The organism is Gordonia alkanivorans NBRC 16433, from assembly GCF_000225505.1.
Classification (GTDB): Bacteria; Actinomycetota; Actinomycetes; order Mycobacteriales; family Mycobacteriaceae; genus Gordonia; species Gordonia alkanivorans.
In genome coordinates, this window is the sequence record NZ_BACI01000084.1 from 1 (window position 1) to 19,500 (window position 19,500).

The 19,500-nt window shown below is 68.4% G+C and carries 18 protein-coding genes and 1 pseudogene; 8 read left to right on the forward strand and 11 right to left on the reverse strand.

Features of this window, described 5'->3' with window-relative positions; translation table 11 throughout:
• Nucleotides 1-527, forward strand: a pseudogene (locus GOALK_RS14785) (HNH endonuclease); the annotation flags it as partial.
• Nucleotides 528-591: 64 nt separating this feature from the next.
• On the forward strand, nt 592-966 hold the full coding sequence (locus tag GOALK_RS14790) for a DUF5655 domain-containing protein (RefSeq protein WP_006359636.1): 375 nt from the start codon (nt 592-594) through the stop codon (nt 964-966).
• A 10-nt stretch (nt 967-976) separates the two neighbouring features.
• Here GOALK_RS14790 and nadC read toward each other — a convergent pair whose 3' ends face one another.
• The 4 genes from nadC to GOALK_RS14810 form a co-directional block, all read right to left on the reverse strand.
• Nucleotides 977-1,879, reverse strand: a complete 903-nt coding sequence (nadC, locus tag GOALK_RS14795) for a carboxylating nicotinate-nucleotide diphosphorylase (protein WP_081474350.1) — start codon at nt 1,877-1,879, stop codon at nt 977-979.
• A 14-nt stretch (nt 1,880-1,893) separates the two neighbouring features.
• Nucleotides 1,894-2,952 (reverse strand): quinolinate synthase NadA, encoded by a 1,059-nt coding sequence (nadA, locus tag GOALK_RS14800; protein WP_006359638.1) that lies wholly within the window; start codon nt 2,950-2,952, stop codon nt 1,894-1,896.
• A gap of 178 nt (nt 2,953-3,130) precedes the next feature.
• Nucleotides 3,131-3,652: a DUF1990 domain-containing protein gene (locus tag GOALK_RS14805; protein ID WP_006359639.1), complete on the reverse strand. Its 522-nt coding sequence runs from the start codon at nt 3,650-3,652 to the stop codon at nt 3,131-3,133.
• A complete protein-coding gene (locus tag GOALK_RS14810) occupies nt 3,649-3,924 on the reverse strand; it encodes a helix-turn-helix domain-containing protein (RefSeq protein WP_040004234.1) in 276 nt (91 codons plus the stop codon). Before GOALK_RS14810 ends, GOALK_RS14805 begins: the two co-directional genes overlap by 4 nt.
• Before the next feature lie 91 nt (nt 3,925-4,015).
• On the opposite strand from GOALK_RS14810, the gene map reads away from it, so the two are divergent.
• Both map and GOALK_RS14820 read left to right on the forward strand, forming a co-directional pair.
• Nucleotides 4,016-4,786, forward strand: coding sequence for a type I methionyl aminopeptidase (gene map, locus GOALK_RS14815; RefSeq protein WP_035752613.1), 771 nt, complete (start codon nt 4,016-4,018; stop codon nt 4,784-4,786).
• Nucleotides 4,787-4,819: 33 nt separating this feature from the next.
• Entirely contained in the window at nt 4,820-5,572 is a 753-nt protein-coding gene (locus tag GOALK_RS14820) for an NUDIX hydrolase (protein WP_006359642.1), read from the forward strand.
• Here the strand turns inward: GOALK_RS14820 and GOALK_RS14825 are convergent.
• Genes GOALK_RS14825 through GOALK_RS14850 form a run of 6 tightly spaced genes read right to left on the reverse strand, consistent with a single transcriptional unit; the run spans nt 5,535 to nt 10,779 of the window.
• Entirely contained in the window at nt 5,535-6,161 is a 627-nt protein-coding gene (locus GOALK_RS14825; RefSeq protein WP_006359643.1) for a DUF2567 domain-containing protein, read from the reverse strand. The two genes, GOALK_RS14820 and GOALK_RS14825, sit on opposite strands and share 38 nt — an antisense overlap.
• The gene (bsaP, locus tag GOALK_RS14830) at nt 6,158-6,397 is read right to left on the reverse strand and encodes a biotin synthase auxiliary protein BsaP (RefSeq protein WP_005198868.1); all 240 of its coding nucleotides are present in this window, start codon (nt 6,395-6,397) and stop codon (nt 6,158-6,160) included. Before bsaP ends, GOALK_RS14825 begins: the two co-directional genes overlap by 4 nt.
• Nucleotides 6,398-6,446: 49 nt before the next feature.
• Nucleotides 6,447-7,484, reverse strand: a complete 1,038-nt coding sequence (bioB, locus tag GOALK_RS14835) for a biotin synthase BioB (protein ID WP_006359644.1) — start codon at nt 7,482-7,484, stop codon at nt 6,447-6,449.
• Between the two features lie 48 nt (nt 7,485-7,532).
• A complete protein-coding gene (gene bioD / locus GOALK_RS14840) occupies nt 7,533-8,285 on the reverse strand; it encodes a dethiobiotin synthase (RefSeq protein ID WP_006359645.1) in 753 nt (250 codons plus the stop codon).
• Nucleotides 8,282-9,466: an 8-amino-7-oxononanoate synthase gene (locus GOALK_RS14845; RefSeq protein WP_006359646.1), complete on the reverse strand. Its 1,185-nt coding sequence runs from the start codon at nt 9,464-9,466 to the stop codon at nt 8,282-8,284. Before GOALK_RS14845 ends, bioD begins: the two co-directional genes overlap by 4 nt.
• Nucleotides 9,463-10,779 carry an adenosylmethionine--8-amino-7-oxononanoate transaminase gene (locus tag GOALK_RS14850; protein ID WP_006359647.1) on the reverse strand — a complete coding sequence of 439 codons (1,317 nt, stop codon included), beginning with the start codon at nt 10,777-10,779 and terminating at the stop codon, nt 9,463-9,465. Before GOALK_RS14850 ends, GOALK_RS14845 begins: the two co-directional genes overlap by 4 nt.
• Before the next feature lie 132 nt (nt 10,780-10,911).
• Here GOALK_RS14850 and GOALK_RS14855 point away from each other — a divergent pair, with 132 nt between their 5' ends.
• From GOALK_RS14855 to treY, 4 genes are all read left to right on the forward strand, one after another.
• Nucleotides 10,912-11,469: a TetR family transcriptional regulator gene (locus GOALK_RS14855; protein ID WP_006359648.1), complete on the forward strand. Its 558-nt coding sequence runs from the start codon at nt 10,912-10,914 to the stop codon at nt 11,467-11,469.
• 142 nt (nt 11,470-11,611) lie between these two features.
• Nucleotides 11,612-13,789: an acyltransferase family protein gene (locus GOALK_RS14860; protein ID WP_006359649.1), complete on the forward strand. Its 2,178-nt coding sequence runs from the start codon at nt 11,612-11,614 to the stop codon at nt 13,787-13,789.
• Nucleotides 13,790-13,908: 119 nt separating this feature from the next.
• Nucleotides 13,909-16,350 (forward strand): glycogen debranching protein GlgX, encoded by a 2,442-nt coding sequence (gene glgX / locus GOALK_RS14865; RefSeq protein ID WP_035752618.1) that lies wholly within the window; start codon nt 13,909-13,911, stop codon nt 16,348-16,350.
• Between the two features lie 17 nt (nt 16,351-16,367).
• The gene (treY, locus tag GOALK_RS14870; protein ID WP_035752764.1) at nt 16,368-18,674 is read left to right on the forward strand and encodes a malto-oligosyltrehalose synthase; all 2,307 of its coding nucleotides are present in this window, start codon (nt 16,368-16,370) and stop codon (nt 18,672-18,674) included.
• Between the two features lie 9 nt (nt 18,675-18,683).
• On the opposite strand, the gene GOALK_RS14875 is transcribed toward treY, so the two are convergent.
• Nucleotides 18,684-19,481, reverse strand: a complete 798-nt coding sequence (locus GOALK_RS14875; RefSeq protein ID WP_006359652.1) for a hypothetical protein — start codon at nt 19,479-19,481, stop codon at nt 18,684-18,686.
• Nucleotides 19,482-19,500: the final 19 nt, after the last annotated feature.

Here is a 19,500-nt window from a genome sequence, read left to right on the forward strand (position 1 = left end):
CCGTCCCGCTGTACTTCGGACGCGGCAAGAGGTTGGCCACCCGTGAACAACGTCTCGTGTCCTTCGCCCGACCCGACGGCGAGGTCTGTTCCACCCCCGACTGCGGCATATCCGCCGCGCACGTGGAAATGCACCACGCGCAACTGGATTGGGGTCTCGGTGGACTCACCGACATCACCGACCTCGCACCGGCGTGCCCGAAACACAATCGCATGGTCAGCAATGAACCCGGCGGCTACACCACCCGCATGGTCCGTGAAGGCCCCGACGAAGGCCGCTGCGCCTGGCGGTTGAACGCCGAACCCGGCGCACCACCCAACCCCGAACGCATCAACCGCCGACCTGACATCCCCCGCCGATTCAACGAACAACTCAAACAGGTACGCAACGAGATCCACGGACCCGAACCGGAGTCCGGCGATACCCCACGCCTCCAGATGCGCCAGATCATCGACCTCCGCAACGCCTCCGACGCCGAAGCCACCCTCGCCTCGATACTCCTCGCCGCCGCCTACCCGCACCGGTGAGAATCGCGGTCGTGAAGAAGGTGGTGGACCGTCGTCGAGGATTCCGTGCGATTCTGGAGCCAGAATGACCATGGACACCCCGCACAAGGTCGAGGACTTCTTTGCAGGCTCGCCGGTGGGCCTGTCGATCCACCGTGCGGTCGAGGACGCCATTCATGAACTGGGAGACGACATCACCGTCCGAGTTACGAAGAGCCAAGTCAACTTTCGACGTCGGACCGGTTTCGCCTTCGTGTGGCGTCCCGGCCTGTACCTGCGATCCGAAGTACCAGCGGTGTTGTCGATCGCCCTTCCGCACCGCATCGACTCTGCCCGCTTCAAGGAAGTCGCGCACCCCTCACCGCGCGTGTGGATGCACCACCTGGAGGTGCGTGGGGCCGCGGAGGTGGACGAGGAGGTCCACCGGTGGCTCAGTGAGGCCTATGACGCCGCGGACTGACGTCGTCAGACTACGGCGCGGGGATGTCCAGCCCGAGGTCGAGCACCGTGACCGAATGGGTGAGTGCACCGACGGCCAGGTAGTCGACGCCCGTGCGGGCGTAGTCCTCGGCAACGTCGAGCGTCAGACCACCGGAGCTCTCCAGCTTGGTCTGCGGCGAGTGGGTGTTGCGTCGCTGCACGGCCATCTGGGTTTCCCACGGCTCGAAGTTGTCGAGCAGCACGAGCTGCGGCTCGAGCGGCAGGACCTCGTCCAGCTGGGACAGGGAGTCGACCTCGACCTCGACGGGAAGGCCCGGAGCTGCGGCGCGAACCGCTTCCAGCGCCGCTGCGACGGAACCGGCGGCGACGACGTGGTTGTCCTTGATCAGTGCGGCGTCGCCGAGACCCATGCGGTGGTTGACTCCCCCACCTGCGCGGACCGCATACTTCTGCAGCAGTCGCAGGCCGGGGAGCGTCTTACGGGAGTCACGAATCTGCGCGGATGTGCCGGAGACCGCGTCGACCCACGCCCGGGTCGCGGTCGCGATCCCGGACAGATGGCAGATCAGGTTCAGCGCGGTGCGTTCGGCCGTCAGGAGTGCGGCCGTCGGAGCGTGGACGCGCAGGACGACATCGCCGGGTTCGACGACGCTGCCGTCTGCGACGGCGTCGGTCACCTCGAAGTTGCCCGGACCGATGACCTCGTCGAACACCGCGACCACCACCGGCACACCGGCGATCACGCCATGTGCACGGCTGACGATCGCGGCGTCGACGACAGCGCCGGCGGGGACCGTCGACGTGGTGGTGACGTCGGGGCCGTACCGCAGATCCTCGTCGAGTGCGGTTCGGATCAGCGCACGGATCTCATCGTCGACGACCAGATCCAGTGCACCGCCGACCGAAGCCTGACCGATGAAACCCTCACTCACCGCAGAGCTTCCGGTCACTCGCCCGACCCCGGGTTACCGATCGCGATCATCCGCTCGACGCTCTTGCGAGCCTTCTCCGCGACGTCGACGTCGACGAATACCTCGTCGCGGCCCTCACGCAGGCAGCGCAGCAGTGCGGAAGGGGTGATCATCTTCATGTAGGGGCACGACGCGCGGTCGTTCACGGCCTGGAAGTCGACCCCCGGTGCGGCCTTGCGGAGCTGGTGCAGCATGCCGATCTCGGTGGCGACGAGAACCTGCTTGGCGCCGGTCTCCCGCGCGGCGTCGAGCATGCCGCCGGTCGAGAGGATCTTCACGCGATCCTCGGGCACGGCACCCTCACCTGCCAGATAGAGAGCCGAAGTGGCGCAGCCGCATTCGGGGTGGATGAACAGGTCTGCATCGGGGTGCGACGCGGCCTGGTCGGCCAGCTCGTCACCGTTGATGCCGGCGTGCACGTGGCACTCGCCCGCCCAGATGTGGATGTTGTCCCGGCCGGTCTCCCGCTTGACGTGCGCACCGAGGAACTGGTCCGGGAGGAACAGCACGTCGCGGTCCGGGTCGATCGAGGCGACGACGTCGACGGCGTTCGACGAGGTGCAGCAGATGTCGGTCAGACCCTTCACCTCGGCGGTGGTGTTCACATACGAGACGACGACCGCCTCCGGGAACTCGGCCTTCCAGGCGCGCAGTTCGTCGGCGGTGATCGAGTCGGCCAGCGAGCAGCCGGCACGCTCGTCGGGGATGAGTACCCGCTTCTCAGGGCTGAGGATCTTGGCTGTCTCCGCCATGAAGTGGACACCGCAGAAGATGATCTCGTCGGAGTCCACCTCGGCCGCGATGCGCGACAGGGCAAGGGAGTCACCGACGTGATCGGCGACGTCCTGGATGGCGGGAAGCTGGTAGTTGTGCGCGAGCAGCGTCGCATTGCGGGCACGAGCGAGGCGCCGGACCTCGTCTGCCCACTCCTGAGTCGGTTCGACGCCGGCGTAGCCGCCCGGTGCGTCGAACCATTCGGCATCGAGGAGCCCGGGGGCGGCCACGGCCGCCGGGCGATCACTGGTGATGCTCATTGCCACTCCTCTGGCTGTCCCGGCGGGCGTCTACCACCACCGGGTCATCGGTGTCCCCGGAGCACGGGCCGTGTGTCCGAAGCAGGTTTTCGACTCATGGTCGAAAACGCTATGCATCGTAACATTCACCACACCCGGTTCATTCCCGTCGTCCCTCGCGCCAGAGCAGGCCGACCGGTCAGGAGCACATCAGGGCGTCGAGGTACCGCTCGGCGATCCGCGACTGCGCCACCCGCCCGATCGGGCCACCGAGTCGCGTGAACCAGCGGCCCGGTCTCGAGAACGCGACGATGTGCGCGACCACGGAGTCGTCCGGGAGTCGCTGAACCCAGAACCGCTCCTCCCCGATCTCCGGGTGACCGGGCAGGGTCCCGTAGGCGAAGCCGCGCTCAGCCCCCGAATCGATCGACCCCGAATCGATCACCTCGATGACCCGACACGCGGCAGAGATCCGCACGGGGCCCACGCCCAGACGCATCGACACCGTGGCACCGACCTCGGCAGCAGGAGTGGAGGCGTCGACGCCGATCCCGGCGCGACGGTGCATGTCCCAGTTCAGGATTCGGTCTGCGACGGTGGTGAAACATCCCTCGCTCGCACCGATCACGCGCGATCGCCGCAGATGGTGATAACCCGCCGGCAGCTCTCCGGCGGTCGCACCGACCTCCGCGTAGGTGAGGCCCGACGGACGCGGCGTCACCCGGCGCGCGCCACCTCGGCGTCGAGGACGGTGTCGTCATGCACCGCCGCCAGGTCGTCGAGCGAGGTGTTCAGCGACCGAGCGAGCGCGGCGATGGTGGCGAACGCGGGCGTCGGCATGCGGCCCGTCTCGATCTTGCGCAGCGTCTCCGGGGAGATCCCCGCGCTGACGGCCACCTCACCGAGAGGACGGGCGCCACGGAGTTCGCGCAGCCGGGCGCCCAGACGGCGGCCGGCGTCGATCTGTTCCGGCGTCAACGGGTTGCGGACCATGCCCACGATCCTAGCCGATGCGGTATACATATACCGAGAGTCCGGTATTTCTATACCGCATACCGCCAACGTCAGCGAAGGGGAAATGGGAATGGTCGAGCTGAAGTCACCGTCCGAGGTCGACGCCATGGCGGTGACCGGCGCGTTCATCGCGGACCTGCTCGCCGACCTCGCGGAACGGGCCGACGTCGGGGTCAATCTCCTCGACCTCGAGCAGCGCGCCCGCGACCTCATCGCCGATCGCGGCGCGAAATCCTGCTACTGGGACTACTCGCCCTCGTTCGGCCACGGCCCCTTCCGCAACGTCATCTGCCTGTCGGTGAACGATGCGGTCCTGCACGGCCTCCCCCACGACTACGTCCTGGCCGACGGCGACCTGCTGTCCATGGACATCGCGGTCTCGATCGACGGCTGGGTCGCCGATTCCGCCCGCAGCGTCATCGTCGGCACACCCCGCCCGGAGGATCAGCGTCTCGTCCGGGCGACCGAGGAGGCCCTGGCGGCGGCCATCGACGCCGCCCGCCCCGACGCCCGGCTCGGCGACATCTCCGCCGCGATCGGAACCGTCGCCAAGTCCTACGGATACCGCGTCAACACGGAGTTCGGCGGCCACGGCCTCGGGCGCACCATGCACGAGGACCCGCATGTGGCGAACATCGGCAAGGCCGGTCGCGGAATGAAACTGCGGCCCGGGCTGACACTGGCGCTCGAACCCTGGTTCACGCTCGGCACCGACCGCATCAAGTTCGACGCCGACGGCTGGACGATCCGATCGTTCGACGGCTCTCGCGGTGCGCACAGCGAACACACCATCGCGGTCACCGACGGCGCGGCACGCGTGTTGACGTCGAAGGTTCGCTGATCACGCGGCGTCGGGGGCCATACAATCGACGCCATGCCAGCCGCCGGGTCCGATCCCTCCAGTTCCGACGGCTCACAAGCGTCGGACAACGCGACCGGTCTACGGGTCGAGGTCCTCAGCGTCGTCTTCCAGGTCCGCACCCCGCCTTCCGCGGACGGCTGCGACGTCCACGCCGCGCTCTGCGTCCTGCTCTCCCGCACCGCCACCGAACCCGGCCGCTGGTCACTGCCGGGCGGCGATGTCGCCGGCGACGAGACGTTGTCGGTCGTCGCGCGACGCCTCGTCGCCGACACGATGGACGTCCGCGACATCGCTCACCTCGAGCAACTGTCGGTCTTCTCCGATCCGGCACGCGTTCCCGGAGTCCGCACGATCGCGTCGACCTACATGGGTCTCGTCCGCTCGGACAGCCCGGTGACCCTGCCCGAGGGGGCGGCCTGGTTCGCCGTCGACGCGTTGCCGCCGGTGGCCTTCGACCACGCCGAGATCATCGACACCGCCCGGCATCGACTGGCGGCCAAACTCTCCTACACCAACATCGCTTTCGCGCTGGCACCGAAGCAGTTCCCGATGTCGGAGCTGTCGGAGATCTATTGCGCCGCACTCGGTTACCCGGTGGATACGACCAACCTGCTGCGCATCCTGAGCCGACGCGCCGTGGTGGTGTCCACCGGTACCGTCGGCAAGACGGGCCGGTCCGGCGGGCGGCCGCCGGCGCTCTATGCCTTCGCCGACAACGAGTTACGCGTCACAGATGAGTTCGCGACGCTGCGTCCGCCGATGTGACCGCCGACCCGGGAGGATCGTCGGCGGGGTGCTCGTCGTCGAGATCCCCGACGCCGAGATCTGCTGTACGTGAGGACAAGACGCAGACCAGGTAGACGAGCGCACACGCGAACGGCGCGCAGATGAGCAGCGTCCAGGGCGCGCTGTGTCCGGCGCGTGTACCGCCGTCGAGCCAGAGTTCGGGCACCACGCGGTAGACCGACTCCAGCGGAGGTCCGGCGAGGTCATCGTCGAACCGGAAGCCCGCCAGCCACATTCCGACCTGCGCGCCGAGCGCGGAGCCGGCCACCGTGCCGGCGGCCGGCACCAGGAAACCGGTGACGCCTCGCCACGGCCGCGCCGCAGCCCACGCGACCAGTGCGGCGATGCCGCCGTAGGTGAACATGATCAGCGCGAAGGCACCGACACCGTCGAAATCGGTCGAGATGCCGTCGCGAGTCAGACCCTTCAGGACGACGCCGGTGGTCGGCGGCGTAACCAGCGCCCAGATCCCGCCGGCGACCCCGCCGAGCACGATCACCACCGCGGTCACGGTGAGCAGGGTCGTGACCGGCCGGGCGGGACGCCGTCCGGACACCGGACCGCTCACCGACGACCCAGTTCGGCCGAGTCGACCGTCCCGTGGCGGGAGCATCGTGCGCTCCAGCCGTCGGGACGGACCTGCACGACCATGCGACGTCCGCACTGTCCGCAGAAACGCGGCGGTTCAAGCCCCAGTCGCGCGGCCGGCGGGATGGCGTCGGGTGCCTGCAGTTCCAGTTCGAGGCCGGTGTACACGCCGAACCTGCACGGTTCGGCGAGCGGCCCCGGGACGGTGTCGATCATGAAAGAACACGCTACCGATCGTCTGGGAAGGTCGGGAGTGGCGGAGAGGTCAGATCGTGTCGTTGAGCGACTTGATCGGCATCGACAGATCGCTGAGGAGGTCGAGGTCGTCCTCCGCAGGCCGGCCGAGCGTCGTCAGGTAGTTGCCGACGATGACGGCATTGATGCCGCCGAGGATGCCCTGCTTGGCCCCGAGGTCGCCCAGGGTGATCTCGCGACCGCCAGCGAAGCGCAGGATGGTGCGCGGCAGGGCGAGGCGGAAGGCGGCCACCGACTTGAGCGCCTCGGACGCCGGGAGCACCTCGAGGTCACCGAAGGGCGTACCCGGGCGGGGGTTGAGAAAGTTCAGCGGCACCTCGTCGGGCTCGAGTGCGGCCAGGTCGGCGGCGAACTCGGCGCGCTGCTCGAGGCTCTCCCCCATGCCGAGGATGCCGCCGCAGCACACCTCCATGCCCGCTTCGCGCACCATGCGCAGCGTGTCCCAACGCTCCTCCCACGTATGCGTCGTGACGACGTTCGGGAAGTGACTGCGCGCGGTCTCCAGGTTGTGGTTGTAGCGGTGCACACCCATGTCGCGGAGCTGATCGACCTGCTCCTGGGTGAGCATCCCGAGGCTGCAGGCGATCTGGATGTCGACCTCGTTGCGGATCGCCTCGATGCCGGCGGCGACCTGGCTCAGCAGACGCTCGTCGGGGCCACGGACGGCGGCGACGATGCAGAACTCGGTCGCACCGGTCTTGGCGGTCTGCTTGGCGGCCTCCACCAGCGACGGGATGTCGATCCAGGCGCTGCGCACCGGCGAGGCGAAAAGTCCCGACTGCGAGCAGAAGTGACAGTCCTCCGGGCAGCCACCGGTCTTCAACGAGATGATGCCCTCGACCTCGACCTCCGGACCGCACCACTTCATGCGCACGTCGTGGGCGAGCTGAAGCAGCTCGGTCAGGCGATCGTCGTCCAGGCGCAGCACGGCCAGGACCTGCTCACGGTCGAGCGGTTCACCACGCTCGAGTACCTGTTCGCGGGCGGTGGCGAGGATGTCATCGGACGTCTGTGCGTCGTGGGCGGTGTCGACGGTTGCCTGTGTCACGGGGCTGAACTCCTTGTACTGGAATCGGTTCGGGCGGGCTGGATCGAGCTACGGGGTGTGGGCGAACGAGGCCCGACGACTGGTGAGTGATCCGGCCAGCCAGTCGGGGTCGAACCACGTCGGGGCGGTTCGACGGAACTCCGCGGGATCGAGGGAGGCAGCCCCGGCGGGCAGCACACCCACCACCGGGACACCGGTGATCCGCGGCAGGTCGGATCGGTTGCAGCGCATGGCGAGGTCGGGCTCCTCCGGCCACCAGCCGATCACGAGCCCCGCCGGCCGGAGTCCCCGTGCGCGCACCGCATTCACGGTCAGCTCGGCGTGGTTGAGGGCACCGAGGCCGGGAGCCACGACGATGACGACGCCGTCGCCTGTGTCGGGCACGAGGGTCTCGGCGGCGATGTCGAGGATCGTCGCGGACTCCCCCAGCCGCACCAGGACCCCACCGGCCCCTTCGACGAGGGTGAGGTCGTGGGTGGCCGCGAGGTCGTCGACCGCGCGCACGATCACCGACGGATCGGCGAGCGGCATACCCGCACGCCGCGCCGCGGTGTCCGGTGCGAGCGGCTCGGGGTAGCGATAGGACTCGACCGCACTCACGTCCCCCGCCAGGCGCACGACTTCGGCGAGGTCGCCGGGTTCGGTTGGGGCGACGCCGGTTTGGACGGGTTTGCAGATGGCGACGGTGTCCATGCGTCCCGCAGCGGCGAGGGCGGCGGTGACGACCGTCTTGCCGACGTCGGTCGAGGTACCGGTGACGGCAAGGACGCGACCTCGGGCCGGAGATGGCTGTGCGTTCATCGGGCACCCACCTCACGTAGCGCGGCGTCGACGACCTCGGCGACGTGGTCGAGAGTCGCGGCGTCGAGGTCGGCGCGGACGGTGATCCGCAGGCGGGATGTGCCCGGCGGGACCGACGGCGGGCGGAAGCACCCGACTAGGACTCCGCGATCACGGCAGGCCGCGGCCGCGTCGACGGCTCGCTGCGGATCGCCGACGATGATCGAGATGACGGCGGCGGCAGGCTCGTCGACGCCGCAAGCGCGCGCCAGGTGGCGAGCGTTGTCCCGCAACCGGTCCGGCAGCGCGGGGTAGGCCCGCAGTACTCGTAGTGCGGCACGAGCCGCGCCGACCGCCGCCGGATTCAGTCCGGTGTCGAAGATGAACGGGCGCGCGCAGTCGATCAGGTGCGACCGGAGGATCTCCGGTCCGAGGACCACCCCACCCTGCGCCCCGAAGGACTTGGACAAGACCGTGGTGACCACCAGATCCGGCGCACCGGAAAGTCCCTGTTCGGCAACGAGCCCGCGTCCACCGGGACCGCGAACGCCGACGGCGTGGGCCTCATCGACGAGCAGCACCGCACCGTGCGCGCGGGCCGCGGCGTACAGGTCGGCGACCGGGGCCGGCTCACCGTCGATGCTGTACACCGAGTCGGTGACCACGAGAGCACGTTCCTCGGTGCGCGCGGCAAGCGCGGCCCGTACTGCCTCGTGATCGCCGCGGTCGACGACCACCACGCGTGCCCGAGACAGGCGGCACCCGTCGATCAGCGACGCATGCGACCCGGTGTCACTGACAATCAAATCGCCGCGTCCGGCGAGTGCGGTCACCGCACCGACGTTGGCGAGATAGCCAGACGAAAAGGTTAGTGCTGCAGGAAAACCAAGGAAATCGGCCAGTTCGTTCTCGAGGTCGACATGGGCCGCGGTGGTGCCGACGACGAGCCTCGACGCCGTCGACCCGCCACCCCACTGCGCGGCCGCGGCCTGCGCACCGGCGATGACGTCGGGGTGCGTCGACAGTCCGAGGTAGTCGTTCGAGCCGAGATTGACGGCGTCGGCACCGGCTCGTCGGACATGCGGCTCGCGATGCAGGCCGGCCTCGGCACGATCACGTGCGGCACGGGCGAGCCAGGCGAGTCCGACCTCACCCGAGGTGACATCCTGGCCGGCCACCGGCTGTCCCGAGGTGATCGTCATGATCGCGCCCCCACGAGTTCGGAAGATGCAGAGGATGTTTCGCCGAGCGTGGCACGCACGGCTGCGGAGATTCCGCGGACGATCGTCGCGACGTCCTCGGGCGTGCAGATGAACGGCGGCATCGTGTAGACGAGGTTGCGGAAGGGCCGCAGCCACGCGCCGGCGTCGATCGCGGCCGCGGTGGCCGCCGGCATGTCGACGGGACGGTCGAGTTCGACGACGCCGATCGCACCGTGTACGCGGACGTCGACAATGCCGTCGAGGTCCCGCAACGGCGCCAGCCCCTCGGCGAGGCCCGCACCGATCTCCGCCACGCGCTCGGCCCAGGGCGTCTCCAGCAGCAGCTCGATCGCGGCGACGGCCACCGCGCAGGCGAGCGGGTTGGCCATGAACGTCGGGCCGTGGGCGAGTCCGCCGGCCTCCCCCGCGCTGATGACCTCGGCGAGATGGGACGTGCAGAGTGTCGCCGCGAGCGTCATGTATCCGCCGGTGAGCGCCTTGCCGACACACATGATGTCGGGGGCGACCCGCGCGGCGTCGGCGGCGAAGAGGGTTCCGGTCCGGCCGAAGCCGGTGGCGATCTCGTCGAAGATCAGCAGGACGCCGTGACGGTCGCAGATGTCGCGCAGGGCGGACAGATATGCAGGGTCGTGGAAGCGCATACCGCCGGCGCCCTGGACGACCGGTTCGACGATGACGGCGGCGAGCTCGTCGCGGTGCTCGCGGACCGCGTCCTCCAGGGTGGCCACGTACTCCGGTCGGAAGTCGGCCGGAGGTGCGTCGACGAAGACCTGCCGTGCGAGCACCGCCGACCACATCGCGTGCATGCCGCCGTCGGGGTCGCAGACGCTCATCGGGGTGAAGGTGTCCCCGTGGTAGCCACCGCGCCAGGTCAGCAGACGGGTGCGCTGCGTCTCCCCGCGGCTCCGCCAGTACTGCAATGCCATCTTCGCCGCGACCTCGACCGAGACCGATCCCGAATCGCAGAAGAACACCTTCTGCAACGGTTCGGGGGTGAGTTCGACGAGGAGTTGCGCGAGCCGCGCGGCGGGTTCGTGGGTGAGGCCACCGAACATGACATGCGACATGCGCCCCATCTGGACGGCGGCCGCGGCGTCGAGGCGCGGGTGCCGGTAACCGTGGATCGCGGCCCACCACGAACTCATGCCGTCGACCACCGATCGTCCGTCGGCCAGCTCCAGGTGAACCCCCGACGCCGACGCGACCACCAGGGGTTCGGTCGTTGCGGGCAGTGCCCCGTAGGGATGCCAGATGTGCTCGGCGTCGACGCGGCTGACCTCGGCCTGGTCCACGACGCACTCCTCCTGCTCTCCCCGGATCGCCTGGACACCGTCCAGGATTCCTGAACACCGTACAGGGAGAGCCTGGACGGTGTACAGGTGGCTCGCGTCGGGCGGCCCGATCGGGGTCACTACGCTGACCGCGTGAGCAACAGCCGCACCGACGTCCTCCGCGCCGCCCGCGACATCCTGCGCGAGCACAGCCTGGCCGACCTGTCGATGCGCCGGCTCGCCACGGAGCTCGGGGTTCGCCCCAACGCCCTGTACTGGCATTTCCCCAACAAACAGACCCTGCTGGCCGCTCTGGCCGACGACATCCTGGGCGCGGTGACGATCCCCGCCGCCGATCTGCGGTGGGACGAGCGGCTGCGGCTGCTCGCCACCGGGATGCGCGCGGCCCTGCTGGAGGTGCCCGACAGCGCCGAGGTCGTGTCGTCGAGCTGGGCCAGCGGCCTGTCCACCAAGGCCATCGCCGCAGACATCGTCGCGGCCGGACATTCCGGCGGGCTCTCGCTGCGTGACGCGGAGGCCGCCGGCGTCGCGATCTGTCAGCTCGTCATCGGCCTGACCATCGAGGAACAGACCCGCGCACAGATGGAACGCCTCGGCGTCATCGAACCGTCGGGCCGCGACTTCACCGGCGAGTTCGTCGACGGACTGACGATCATCCTCGACGGGGCCCGCACCCGAGCGCGTCGCTGACATTCCTGCGCCCCGTGACCAACTCCACCGGGTGTCGCGACCGTCACGACTCAGGAATTCACAGCTTCTGCGGGTACATTGCTACCCGGCCGAAACCGTTCCCGACCCGAAAGACTTCTCTGTGGCATCGACGACTCGAGTAGTGGCGCCGGAGTCGGCCCCCTCGACGCCGACGACCCCTGCCTACCGCACCGACCTCGACGGACTGCGCGGCATCGCGATCACCCTCGTGGCCTGTTTCCACGTGTGGTTCGGGAAGGTCTCCGGCGGCGTCGACGTCTTCCTCACCCTGTCGGGATACTTCTTCCTCGGTTCGCTCCTCCGGCATGCGATCTACGCGCAGAAGCCGAACGTCACCTTCCGCGACACCCTCGATCCGTGGCCGCGACTGAAGCGACTACTGAAGCGACTGCTGCCCGCACTGATCACCGTGCTCCTCGCGGTCACGGTGCTCACCGTCGTGGTCCTGCCGCAGACCCGCTGGGCCAACATCGGCAACGAGGTCGTGGCCAGCGCCCTCTACTACCAGAACTGGTACCTGGCTCTGAACTCCCAGGACTACCTGGCCGCGAGTTCGGCCAACAGTCCCCTGCAGCACATCTGGTCGATGTCGATGCAGGGACAGTTCTTCCTGCTGACCCTGCTCGTCGCCCTGGCGTTCGCCGGCGTCCTCAAGCTGCTCGCACACTTCGCGCGCCCGTTCGCCGACCCGCGGGTCATCAGATTCCTGGTCGGCGCCGCGGTCTTCGTGGTCGCGCTGGGATCGTTCTGGTGGGCACATCGCGGCATGGCCATCAACCAGCCGTACAACTACTACTCCACGCTCTCGCGGCTGTGGGAGCCGCTGGCCGGTGGGCTGCTGGCGATCTGGCTGCCGAGCCTCCGCGTCCCCAACTGGCTGCGCAACGTCGCCACCGTCGCGGCCCTCGCGCTGATCGTCAGCTGCGGGTTCTGGATCGACGGCGTCGCCGAGTACCCGGGCCCGATGGCACTCGTTCCGGTCGGGGCGACGCTGATCATCATCTGGGCGGGCGCGACCGCATTGCAGAAGGCGCCGCGCGGTTCGCATGCCGCCCCGGACGGGATGCCGGCCGCCAACCGCATGCTGGCGAGTACCTGGCCGGTGTGGCTGGGCACCATCGCCTACTCGCTGTACCTGTGGCACTGGCCCCTGCTGATCTTCTACCTCACCTGGCGGGACAAGAACCACGCGAACTTCCTCGAGGGAGTCGGCATCCTCGGGGTGTCGATCGGTCTCGCCTGGCTCACCAAGCGCTACATCGAGGACCCGCTCCGCGGCGGTGACCGGGCGGCCCTCCCCCGGGGCAACCGCGCGGGACGGTCGCGGTGGCTGTCCTACACGTCGGTGGTGACGGCGATCCTGCTGCTCGGCAGCGTGGTGGCCGGCGTCGCCATCAAGGTGTGGGAGAACCACGTCGACAACATCGTCGTCGACACCAAGAACCTCGACCCGCGGTCGTACCCGGGTGCGCGTGCCCTGCTCGACGGGTGGCCGGTCCCCGCCCTCGATCCCCAACCGTCGGCGCTGGAAGTCATCCAGGACTACCCGGAGACCTCCACCGACGGATACATGAGCGACTTCACCGACAACGAGATCCATGTCGGTGTGTACGGCGACCCGAACGCCACCCGCACGATCGCACTGGCCGGCGGCTCGCACGCGGAGATGTGGATCTCCGCGCTCGACACCCTCGGCAAGCGCAACGGGTTCAAGGTCAAGACCTACCTGAAGATGGGTTGTCCGCTGTCGACCAACGAGGTCCCCAAACAGCGCGGCGTCCCCTACCCCGAGTGTTACGACTGGGGCCAGCGTGTCATCGAACAGGTCATCGCCGACAAACCCGACGCGGTGTTCACCAACTCGACGCGACCGCGCGACTACCAACCCGGCGACTGGGTGCCGCCGGACTACACCCCGATCTTCGATCGCTTCCTCGGTGCCGGCGTCCCGGTGTTCGGCATGCGGGACACGCCGTGGCCGAAGAACGGCAAGGGCACCATCGACACGCCCATCTGCCTCGCCGACGGCGGCGACGCGGAGAGCTGCGGTTCGCGACGTGCCGCCGTCCTCGCACCCGAGGACCCGGCGCTCGAGCTCGCCGCCACCCGCCCCGACTTCCACCCGCTGGACATGTCGAACGGCATCTGCACCGACGACTTCTGCCCGGCGATCATCGGCAACATCACCGTCTACAAGGACCCCCATCACCTCTCGGCCACGTTTGTCCGGAGTCTCACCGACGAGCTCGGCCGGCAGATGGAGGCCCAACTGCCCTGGACCGGCCCGCAGGTGCCGTGACCTGCGTCTTTCACATTCCTTCCGGTGTCGCGTATAAGCCGCCGGGCGGACCGGCCGCTCCGGGCGGACGTTTCGCTCTCCGAGATGACCACCTGACACAACACGACTAGGGTCAACCCATGACGTCGTCTCCGAAGGTGGGCAGTACCGCTTCGCCAACCGCGGGTGAACAACCGGATCCGGGTACGAGCGACACCCCGCCGCTCCCCATGCCGGACGACCCGGTCCAGGCCGACGCACTCGTCGAACCCGAACCCGCACCGATCCCGGTGTGGCCGGGCACCCCGTACCCGCTCGGGGCGACCTACGACGGTGCGGGAACCAACTTCTCGCTGTTCTCCGAGGTCGCCGAAGCCGTCGAGCTGTGCCTCATCGACCGGGACGGCAAGGAACGTCGCATCCGTCTCGAAGAGGTCGACGGCTACTGCTGGCACTGCTACCTGCCGAACGTGGTGCCGGGACAGTTCTACGGCTTCCGCGTGCACGGCCCCTACGACCCCTCCCGCGGACTGCGATGCGACCCGAGCAAGCTGCTTCTCGACCCGTACGGCAAGGCTTTCCACGGCGACTTCGACGGTGACGCCTCACTGTTCTCCTACCCCCTGCCGACGCCCGACGACGCGGAGGGCCCGCCCGAGGACCCCACCGAGGAACCTGTGGCGGACGCCGACGCTTCGGAGGTCGACGCGGCAGAGGACGAGGCCGCACCCGAGGCCACCGACGGCGAGGTCGCCGAGGCCACCGACGATGCGGAAACGGTTGAACTCGAACCTCTTCCGGAGAACCCGCCCGCTCCCGAGCACCCGATGCCCGGGCTCGACTCGCTCGGGCACACGATGGTCTCGGTGGTCATCAACCCGTATTTCGACTGGCAGAACGACCGCTCGCCCAATCGCCCCTACCACCAGACGGTCATCTACGAGGCCCACGTCAAGGGCATGACCGCCACCCATCCCGGCGTGCCCGAGAACCTACGCGGCACCTACGCGGGCCTCTGCCATCCGGTGATCATCGATCACCTGAAGTCGCTGGGTGTCACCGCGATCGAACTGATGCCGGTCCACCAGTTCATGCAGGATTTCACCCTCCGCGACCAGGGGTTGCGAAACTACTGGGGATACAACACCTTCGGATTCCTCGCGCCGCACATCGAGTACTCGTCGACCCCGGATCAACCCGCCAGCGCGGTCACCGAGTTCAAGGCGATGGTCCGCGAATTCCACAACGCGGGCATCGAGGTCATCCTCGACGTGGTCTACAACCACACCGCCGAGGGCAACCACCTGGGTCCGACGGTCTGCTTCCGCGGCATCGACAACGCGGCCTACTACCGCCTCGTCGACGGCGAGCCCGAGATGTACATGGACTACACGGGTACCGGCAACAGCCTCAACGGCCGGCATCCGCACACGCTGCAGCTGATCATGGACTCGCTGCGCTACTGGATCCTGGAGATGCACGTCGACGGATTCCGCTTCGACCTCGCCTCCACGCTGGCCCGCGAACTCCACGACGTCGACCGCCTCTCGGCGTTCTTCGATCTGGTGCAACAGGATCCGGTCGTGAGCCAGGTCAAGCTGATCGCCGAGCCGTGGGACATCGGCGAGGGCGGTTATCAGGTCGGCAACTTCCCGCCGTTGTGGACCGAGTGGAACGGGAAGTACCGCGACACGGTGCGCGACTACTGGCGCGGCGAGCCGTCGACGCTGGGCGAGTTCGCCTCCCGGCTCACCGGGTCGTCGGACCTCTACGCGGCGACCGGCCGGCGGCCACTCGCGAGCATCAACTTCGTCATCGCCCACGACGGCTTCACGCTGCGCGACCTGGTGTCGTACAACGAGAAACACAACATGGCCAACGGTGAGGACAACCGCGACGGCGAGAGCCACAACCGATCCTGGAACTGTGGCGTCGAGGGCCCGACGGACGATCCCGAGATCAACGCCCTGCGTGCCCGGCAACAGCGCAACATCCTGGCGACGCTCTTCCTGTCGCAGGGCACGCCGATGCTGGCCCACGGTGACGAGATCGGCCGCACCCAGCAGGGCAACAACAACGTGTACTGCCAGGACTCCGAATTGTCCTGGGTGGACTGGTCTCTCGCCGAGGAGAACGCCGATCTGCTGGAGTTCACCCGCAAGGCCATCGCGCTGCGGACCGCGCATCCGGTGTTCCGCCGTCGACGCTTCTTCGGCGGCAAGCCGATCCGGTGGGGCGATCAGTCCCTCGACATCGCGTGGCTCACACCCGCCGGTGTGGAGATGACGTCCGCGGACTGGGACAGCGGCTTCGGCAAGAGTCTCGCGGTGTTCCTGAACGGAAAGGGGCTCGGCGAGAAGGACGAACGGGGTGAATGGGTCGTCGACGACTCGTTCTTCATCTGCTTCAACGCCCACTACGAACCCATCGACTTCCATCTACCGCCGGAACAATACGGCCTCGAGTGGGTCGGTGAACTCGACACCACCCATCCGACCGGCGACTCGGATCTGACCGCCGCCTGCCGAGATTCGGTGACGGTCGGCGGCCGGTCCGTGCTCGTCCTGCGGAAGACGTCCTGACCTTGGGCACCGCCTCGATGAGCACACGACCGACACCGCGGGCCACCTACAGGTTCCAACTCAACGGCGACTTCGGGTTCGCCGATGTCACCGCGACGCTGGATCACCTCGTCGACCTGGGGGTCAGTCACGTCTACCTGTCCCCCATCGGCACGGCCGCGGCCGGGTCCACCCACGGCTACGACTGGCTTCCGCCGCCCGCCGTGTCCGATGTCCTCGGGGGCATCGACGGTCTGCGTGAACTCCGCCGCGCGGCAACCGATCGCGGGCTCGGCATCATCATCGACATCGTCCCCAACCACACCGGTGTGGCGGATGCGCTCGCCAACCCGTGGTTCGCCGACCTGCTCCGTCACGGCCACCGGTCGCAATACGCCTCGTACTTCGACGTCGACCTCAGCGACGACAACGGCGCCGACGGGAAGATCGCGCTGCCGGTCGTCGCCGCCGACGGCGACCTGAGTCCGCTCGAGATCGACGAGCAGGGCAACCTGCGGTACTACGACCACGCCTTCCCGATCGCCCCCGGGACCGCGGACGGGACCGCCGCGGAAGTCCATGCGCGCCAGCACTACAAGCTCGTGCCGTGGAACAGCGGGCTGATCGGGTACCGCCGGTTCTTCACCGTCAACGAACTCGCCGGCCTCCGGCAGGAGGACCCCGCGGTCTACGACGCCACCCACGGGTGGCTGCGGGAGCTCATCGCCGAGGACCTCATCGACGGCGTGCGCGTCGATCATCCGGACGGACTCTGGGACCCCCAGCAGTACCTCCGCAATCTCCGCCACGACGTCGGCGACGACCGGCTGATCTACATCGAGAAGATCCTCGCCCCGGACGAGCCCCTCGAACCGACGCTGCCCGTCGAGGGCACCACCGGCTACGACCAGATGCGGATCATCGACGGGCTGTTCGTCGCACCGTCTGGCGTCGTGCAACTCACCGAACTCAACGAGCACCTCACCGGCGACACCGGCGACGCGCAGTGGTTCGCGTCGGTGGAGCACCAGCGCAAGCTGACGACGCTGCGCGAGTCCTTCCCCACCGAACTGCGACGACTCGTCCGGACGATCACCCATTCCGACCCGGCCGCCGACTCCGAATCCATCGCCGACGCCTGCGCCGAACTCATCGCCGCCCTCGGGGTGTACCGCGCCGACTATCCGTCCCTGCGGCCGCGCCTGGAAACGACCGCCGTACGGATCGCCGCCGCGAACCCCTCGCTGACACGAGCACTCGATGCCATCATGCGCGCCACCCGGAGTCCCGGTGCCGCGACCTCACGCCTGGCGCAGACCTGTGGCGCGGTGACGGCGAAGAGCGTCGAGGACAGCCTCTTCTACCGCACCGCGCGGTTGGTGTCGGCTCAGGAGGTGGGCGGCGATCCGGCGAATCCGGCGGTGTCGCTCAACGAATTCCACGATCACAACGCCCAACGCGCCCGTCGCTGGCCGCTGGCGATGACCGCGACGTCGACGCACGACACCAAGCGGGGCGAGGACGTCCGCGCCCGGATCGCACTCCTCTCGCAGGTGCCCGAACGATGGTCGCTGGTCATCGAACGCGTCTGGCTGGGGACCGAGATCCCGGACAACCTGACGTGCTACTTCCTGCTGCAGAACATCTTCGGTGTCTGGCCGGCCGATGGCGAGGTCACGGATGAGTTGCGTGCGCGCCTCGTCGAGTACGCCCGCAAGGCCTCGCGTGAGGCCGGACTCCGCACCACGTGGACCGAGATCGACGAGGACTTCGAAACGGCGATCGAGCGCTGGATCCACCAGGTGACCACCGATCCGATCGCGACCGCGGTCAGCGATCTGGTCGCCCGGACCTCCTCCGCCTGGCGGCAGGAGACCCTCGCCCGCAAGGCGATCGCACTCCTCGGACCCGGCGTCCCCGACATCTATCAGGGCACCGAATGGTGGGACGACTCACTCGTCGACCCGGACAACCGACGGCCGGTGGATTTCGCTCGGTCCCTGGAACATCCGAAGGCCGAACTCGTGCGTACCGCGCTCGGTGTCCGCGCCGGGCACCCGGAGGCATTCGGTGCATCGAGCACGTACCACCGCCTGCCGGTCGACGGTCCGGCCTCCGATCACGCCATCGCCTTCGGCCGCGGCTCCGACGACGCACCCGAGGTCGTCGTGATCGCCGCGCGGTTCACCCACAGCCTCAAACCCGAATCGGCGGCCGACACCGTCATCGAGTTGCCGCGCGGCACTCGCTGGCGTGATGTCCGCACCGGCGTCACCCATTCCGACACCGTCGATCTCGCCGCGGCGAGGACCGACCACCCGGTGGCGATCCTCGTCCGCGACTGAGCTCTCGGGCTAGCCGCCCGGGTTGGGGGCCGGCGCGGGACTCGGCTGCGGCGCGGGAGCACCGCCGGCACCCGGCAACGACTGCGACGGGTCGATCTGACCGCTGGGGCTACCGGGCGGGCCGTCGACCTTGGAGACCAGCCACTTGCCGTCCTCCTTGTCCAGGTCGAGCCGGAACACCATGAGACTGGTTCCGCCGGTGGGTAGTTTGACGCTTCGGCCGGTCACCTCGGCCATCACGACCGTCTTGGCGGAGTCGGTCTCCACCGTCTCGACCGCGACGACACTGATCTTCGAGGACACCTCGATCTTGAGGGCCTCGACATTCTGCTCGGTGTCGGCGCGCTCCTGCTCGAGACGCTTGCGCAGCTCCCCGGTCGACAGCGGACCGAGCAGTTCCTTGGAGTTGCCCGCATTGTCGGCGTTGAGGGTCGTCACCAGCTTGGTGACGAAATCCGCCGAGGCGGTCTTGGCGTCGGCGAAGGCGGTCGCCTCGCTCTGCAAGGTGTACGTCCGCCAGCCGAGGAACCCGACAGCCGCGATCAGGGCGATGACCAGGAACGCACCGAGTGCGCGCTTGATCCCGCTCGCGGTGACCGTCAGCGAGAACTCCTTACCGGTCGCGGGCTGCGGCTCGGGCGCGGTCGCAGGCTCGGGCCCCACAGGACCGGAACCGCTGCGACGCGCCGACTTTCCGCGCGGAGTGGCAGTGGCATCCGCAACGGGTTTCTCGGTGCCGACCTTCTCGGTGCTGGTCTCCTCGTCGGACACGTGCTTCTCGTGATCTGGCTTCTCAGGGTCTGTCATCTACAGGTCACGCAACTTG

What these genes read in the sequence shown, in the direction of transcription:
- GOALK_RS14790 (WP_006359636.1), top strand. Translation starts at nt 592, where the DNA reads ATGACCATGGACACCCCGCACAAGGTCGAGGACTTCTTTGCAGGCTCG.
- nadA (WP_006359638.1), bottom strand. Translation starts at nt 2,952, where the DNA reads ATGAGCATCACCAGTGATCGCCCGGCGGCCGTGGCCGCCCCCGGGCTC.
- GOALK_RS14810 (WP_040004234.1), bottom strand. Translation starts at nt 3,924, where the DNA reads ATGGTCCGCAACCCGTTGACGCCGGAACAGATCGACGCCGGCCGCCGT.
- map (WP_035752613.1), top strand. Translation starts at nt 4,016, where the DNA reads ATGGTCGAGCTGAAGTCACCGTCCGAGGTCGACGCCATGGCGGTGACC.
- GOALK_RS14820 (WP_006359642.1), top strand. Translation starts at nt 4,820, where the DNA reads ATGCCAGCCGCCGGGTCCGATCCCTCCAGTTCCGACGGCTCACAAGCG.
- bsaP (WP_005198868.1), bottom strand. Translation starts at nt 6,397, where the DNA reads ATGATCGACACCGTCCCGGGGCCGCTCGCCGAACCGTGCAGGTTCGGC.
- bioD (WP_006359645.1), bottom strand. Translation starts at nt 8,285, where the DNA reads ATGAACGCACAGCCATCTCCGGCCCGAGGTCGCGTCCTTGCCGTCACC.
- GOALK_RS14845 (WP_006359646.1), bottom strand. Translation starts at nt 9,466, where the DNA reads ATGACGATCACCTCGGGACAGCCGGTGGCCGGCCAGGATGTCACCTCG.
- glgX (WP_035752618.1), top strand. Translation starts at nt 13,909, where the DNA reads ATGACGTCGTCTCCGAAGGTGGGCAGTACCGCTTCGCCAACCGCGGGT.
- treY (WP_035752764.1), top strand. Translation starts at nt 16,368, where the DNA reads ATGAGCACACGACCGACACCGCGGGCCACCTACAGGTTCCAACTCAAC.
- GOALK_RS14875 (WP_006359652.1), bottom strand. Translation starts at nt 19,481, where the DNA reads ATGACAGACCCTGAGAAGCCAGATCACGAGAAGCACGTGTCCGACGAG.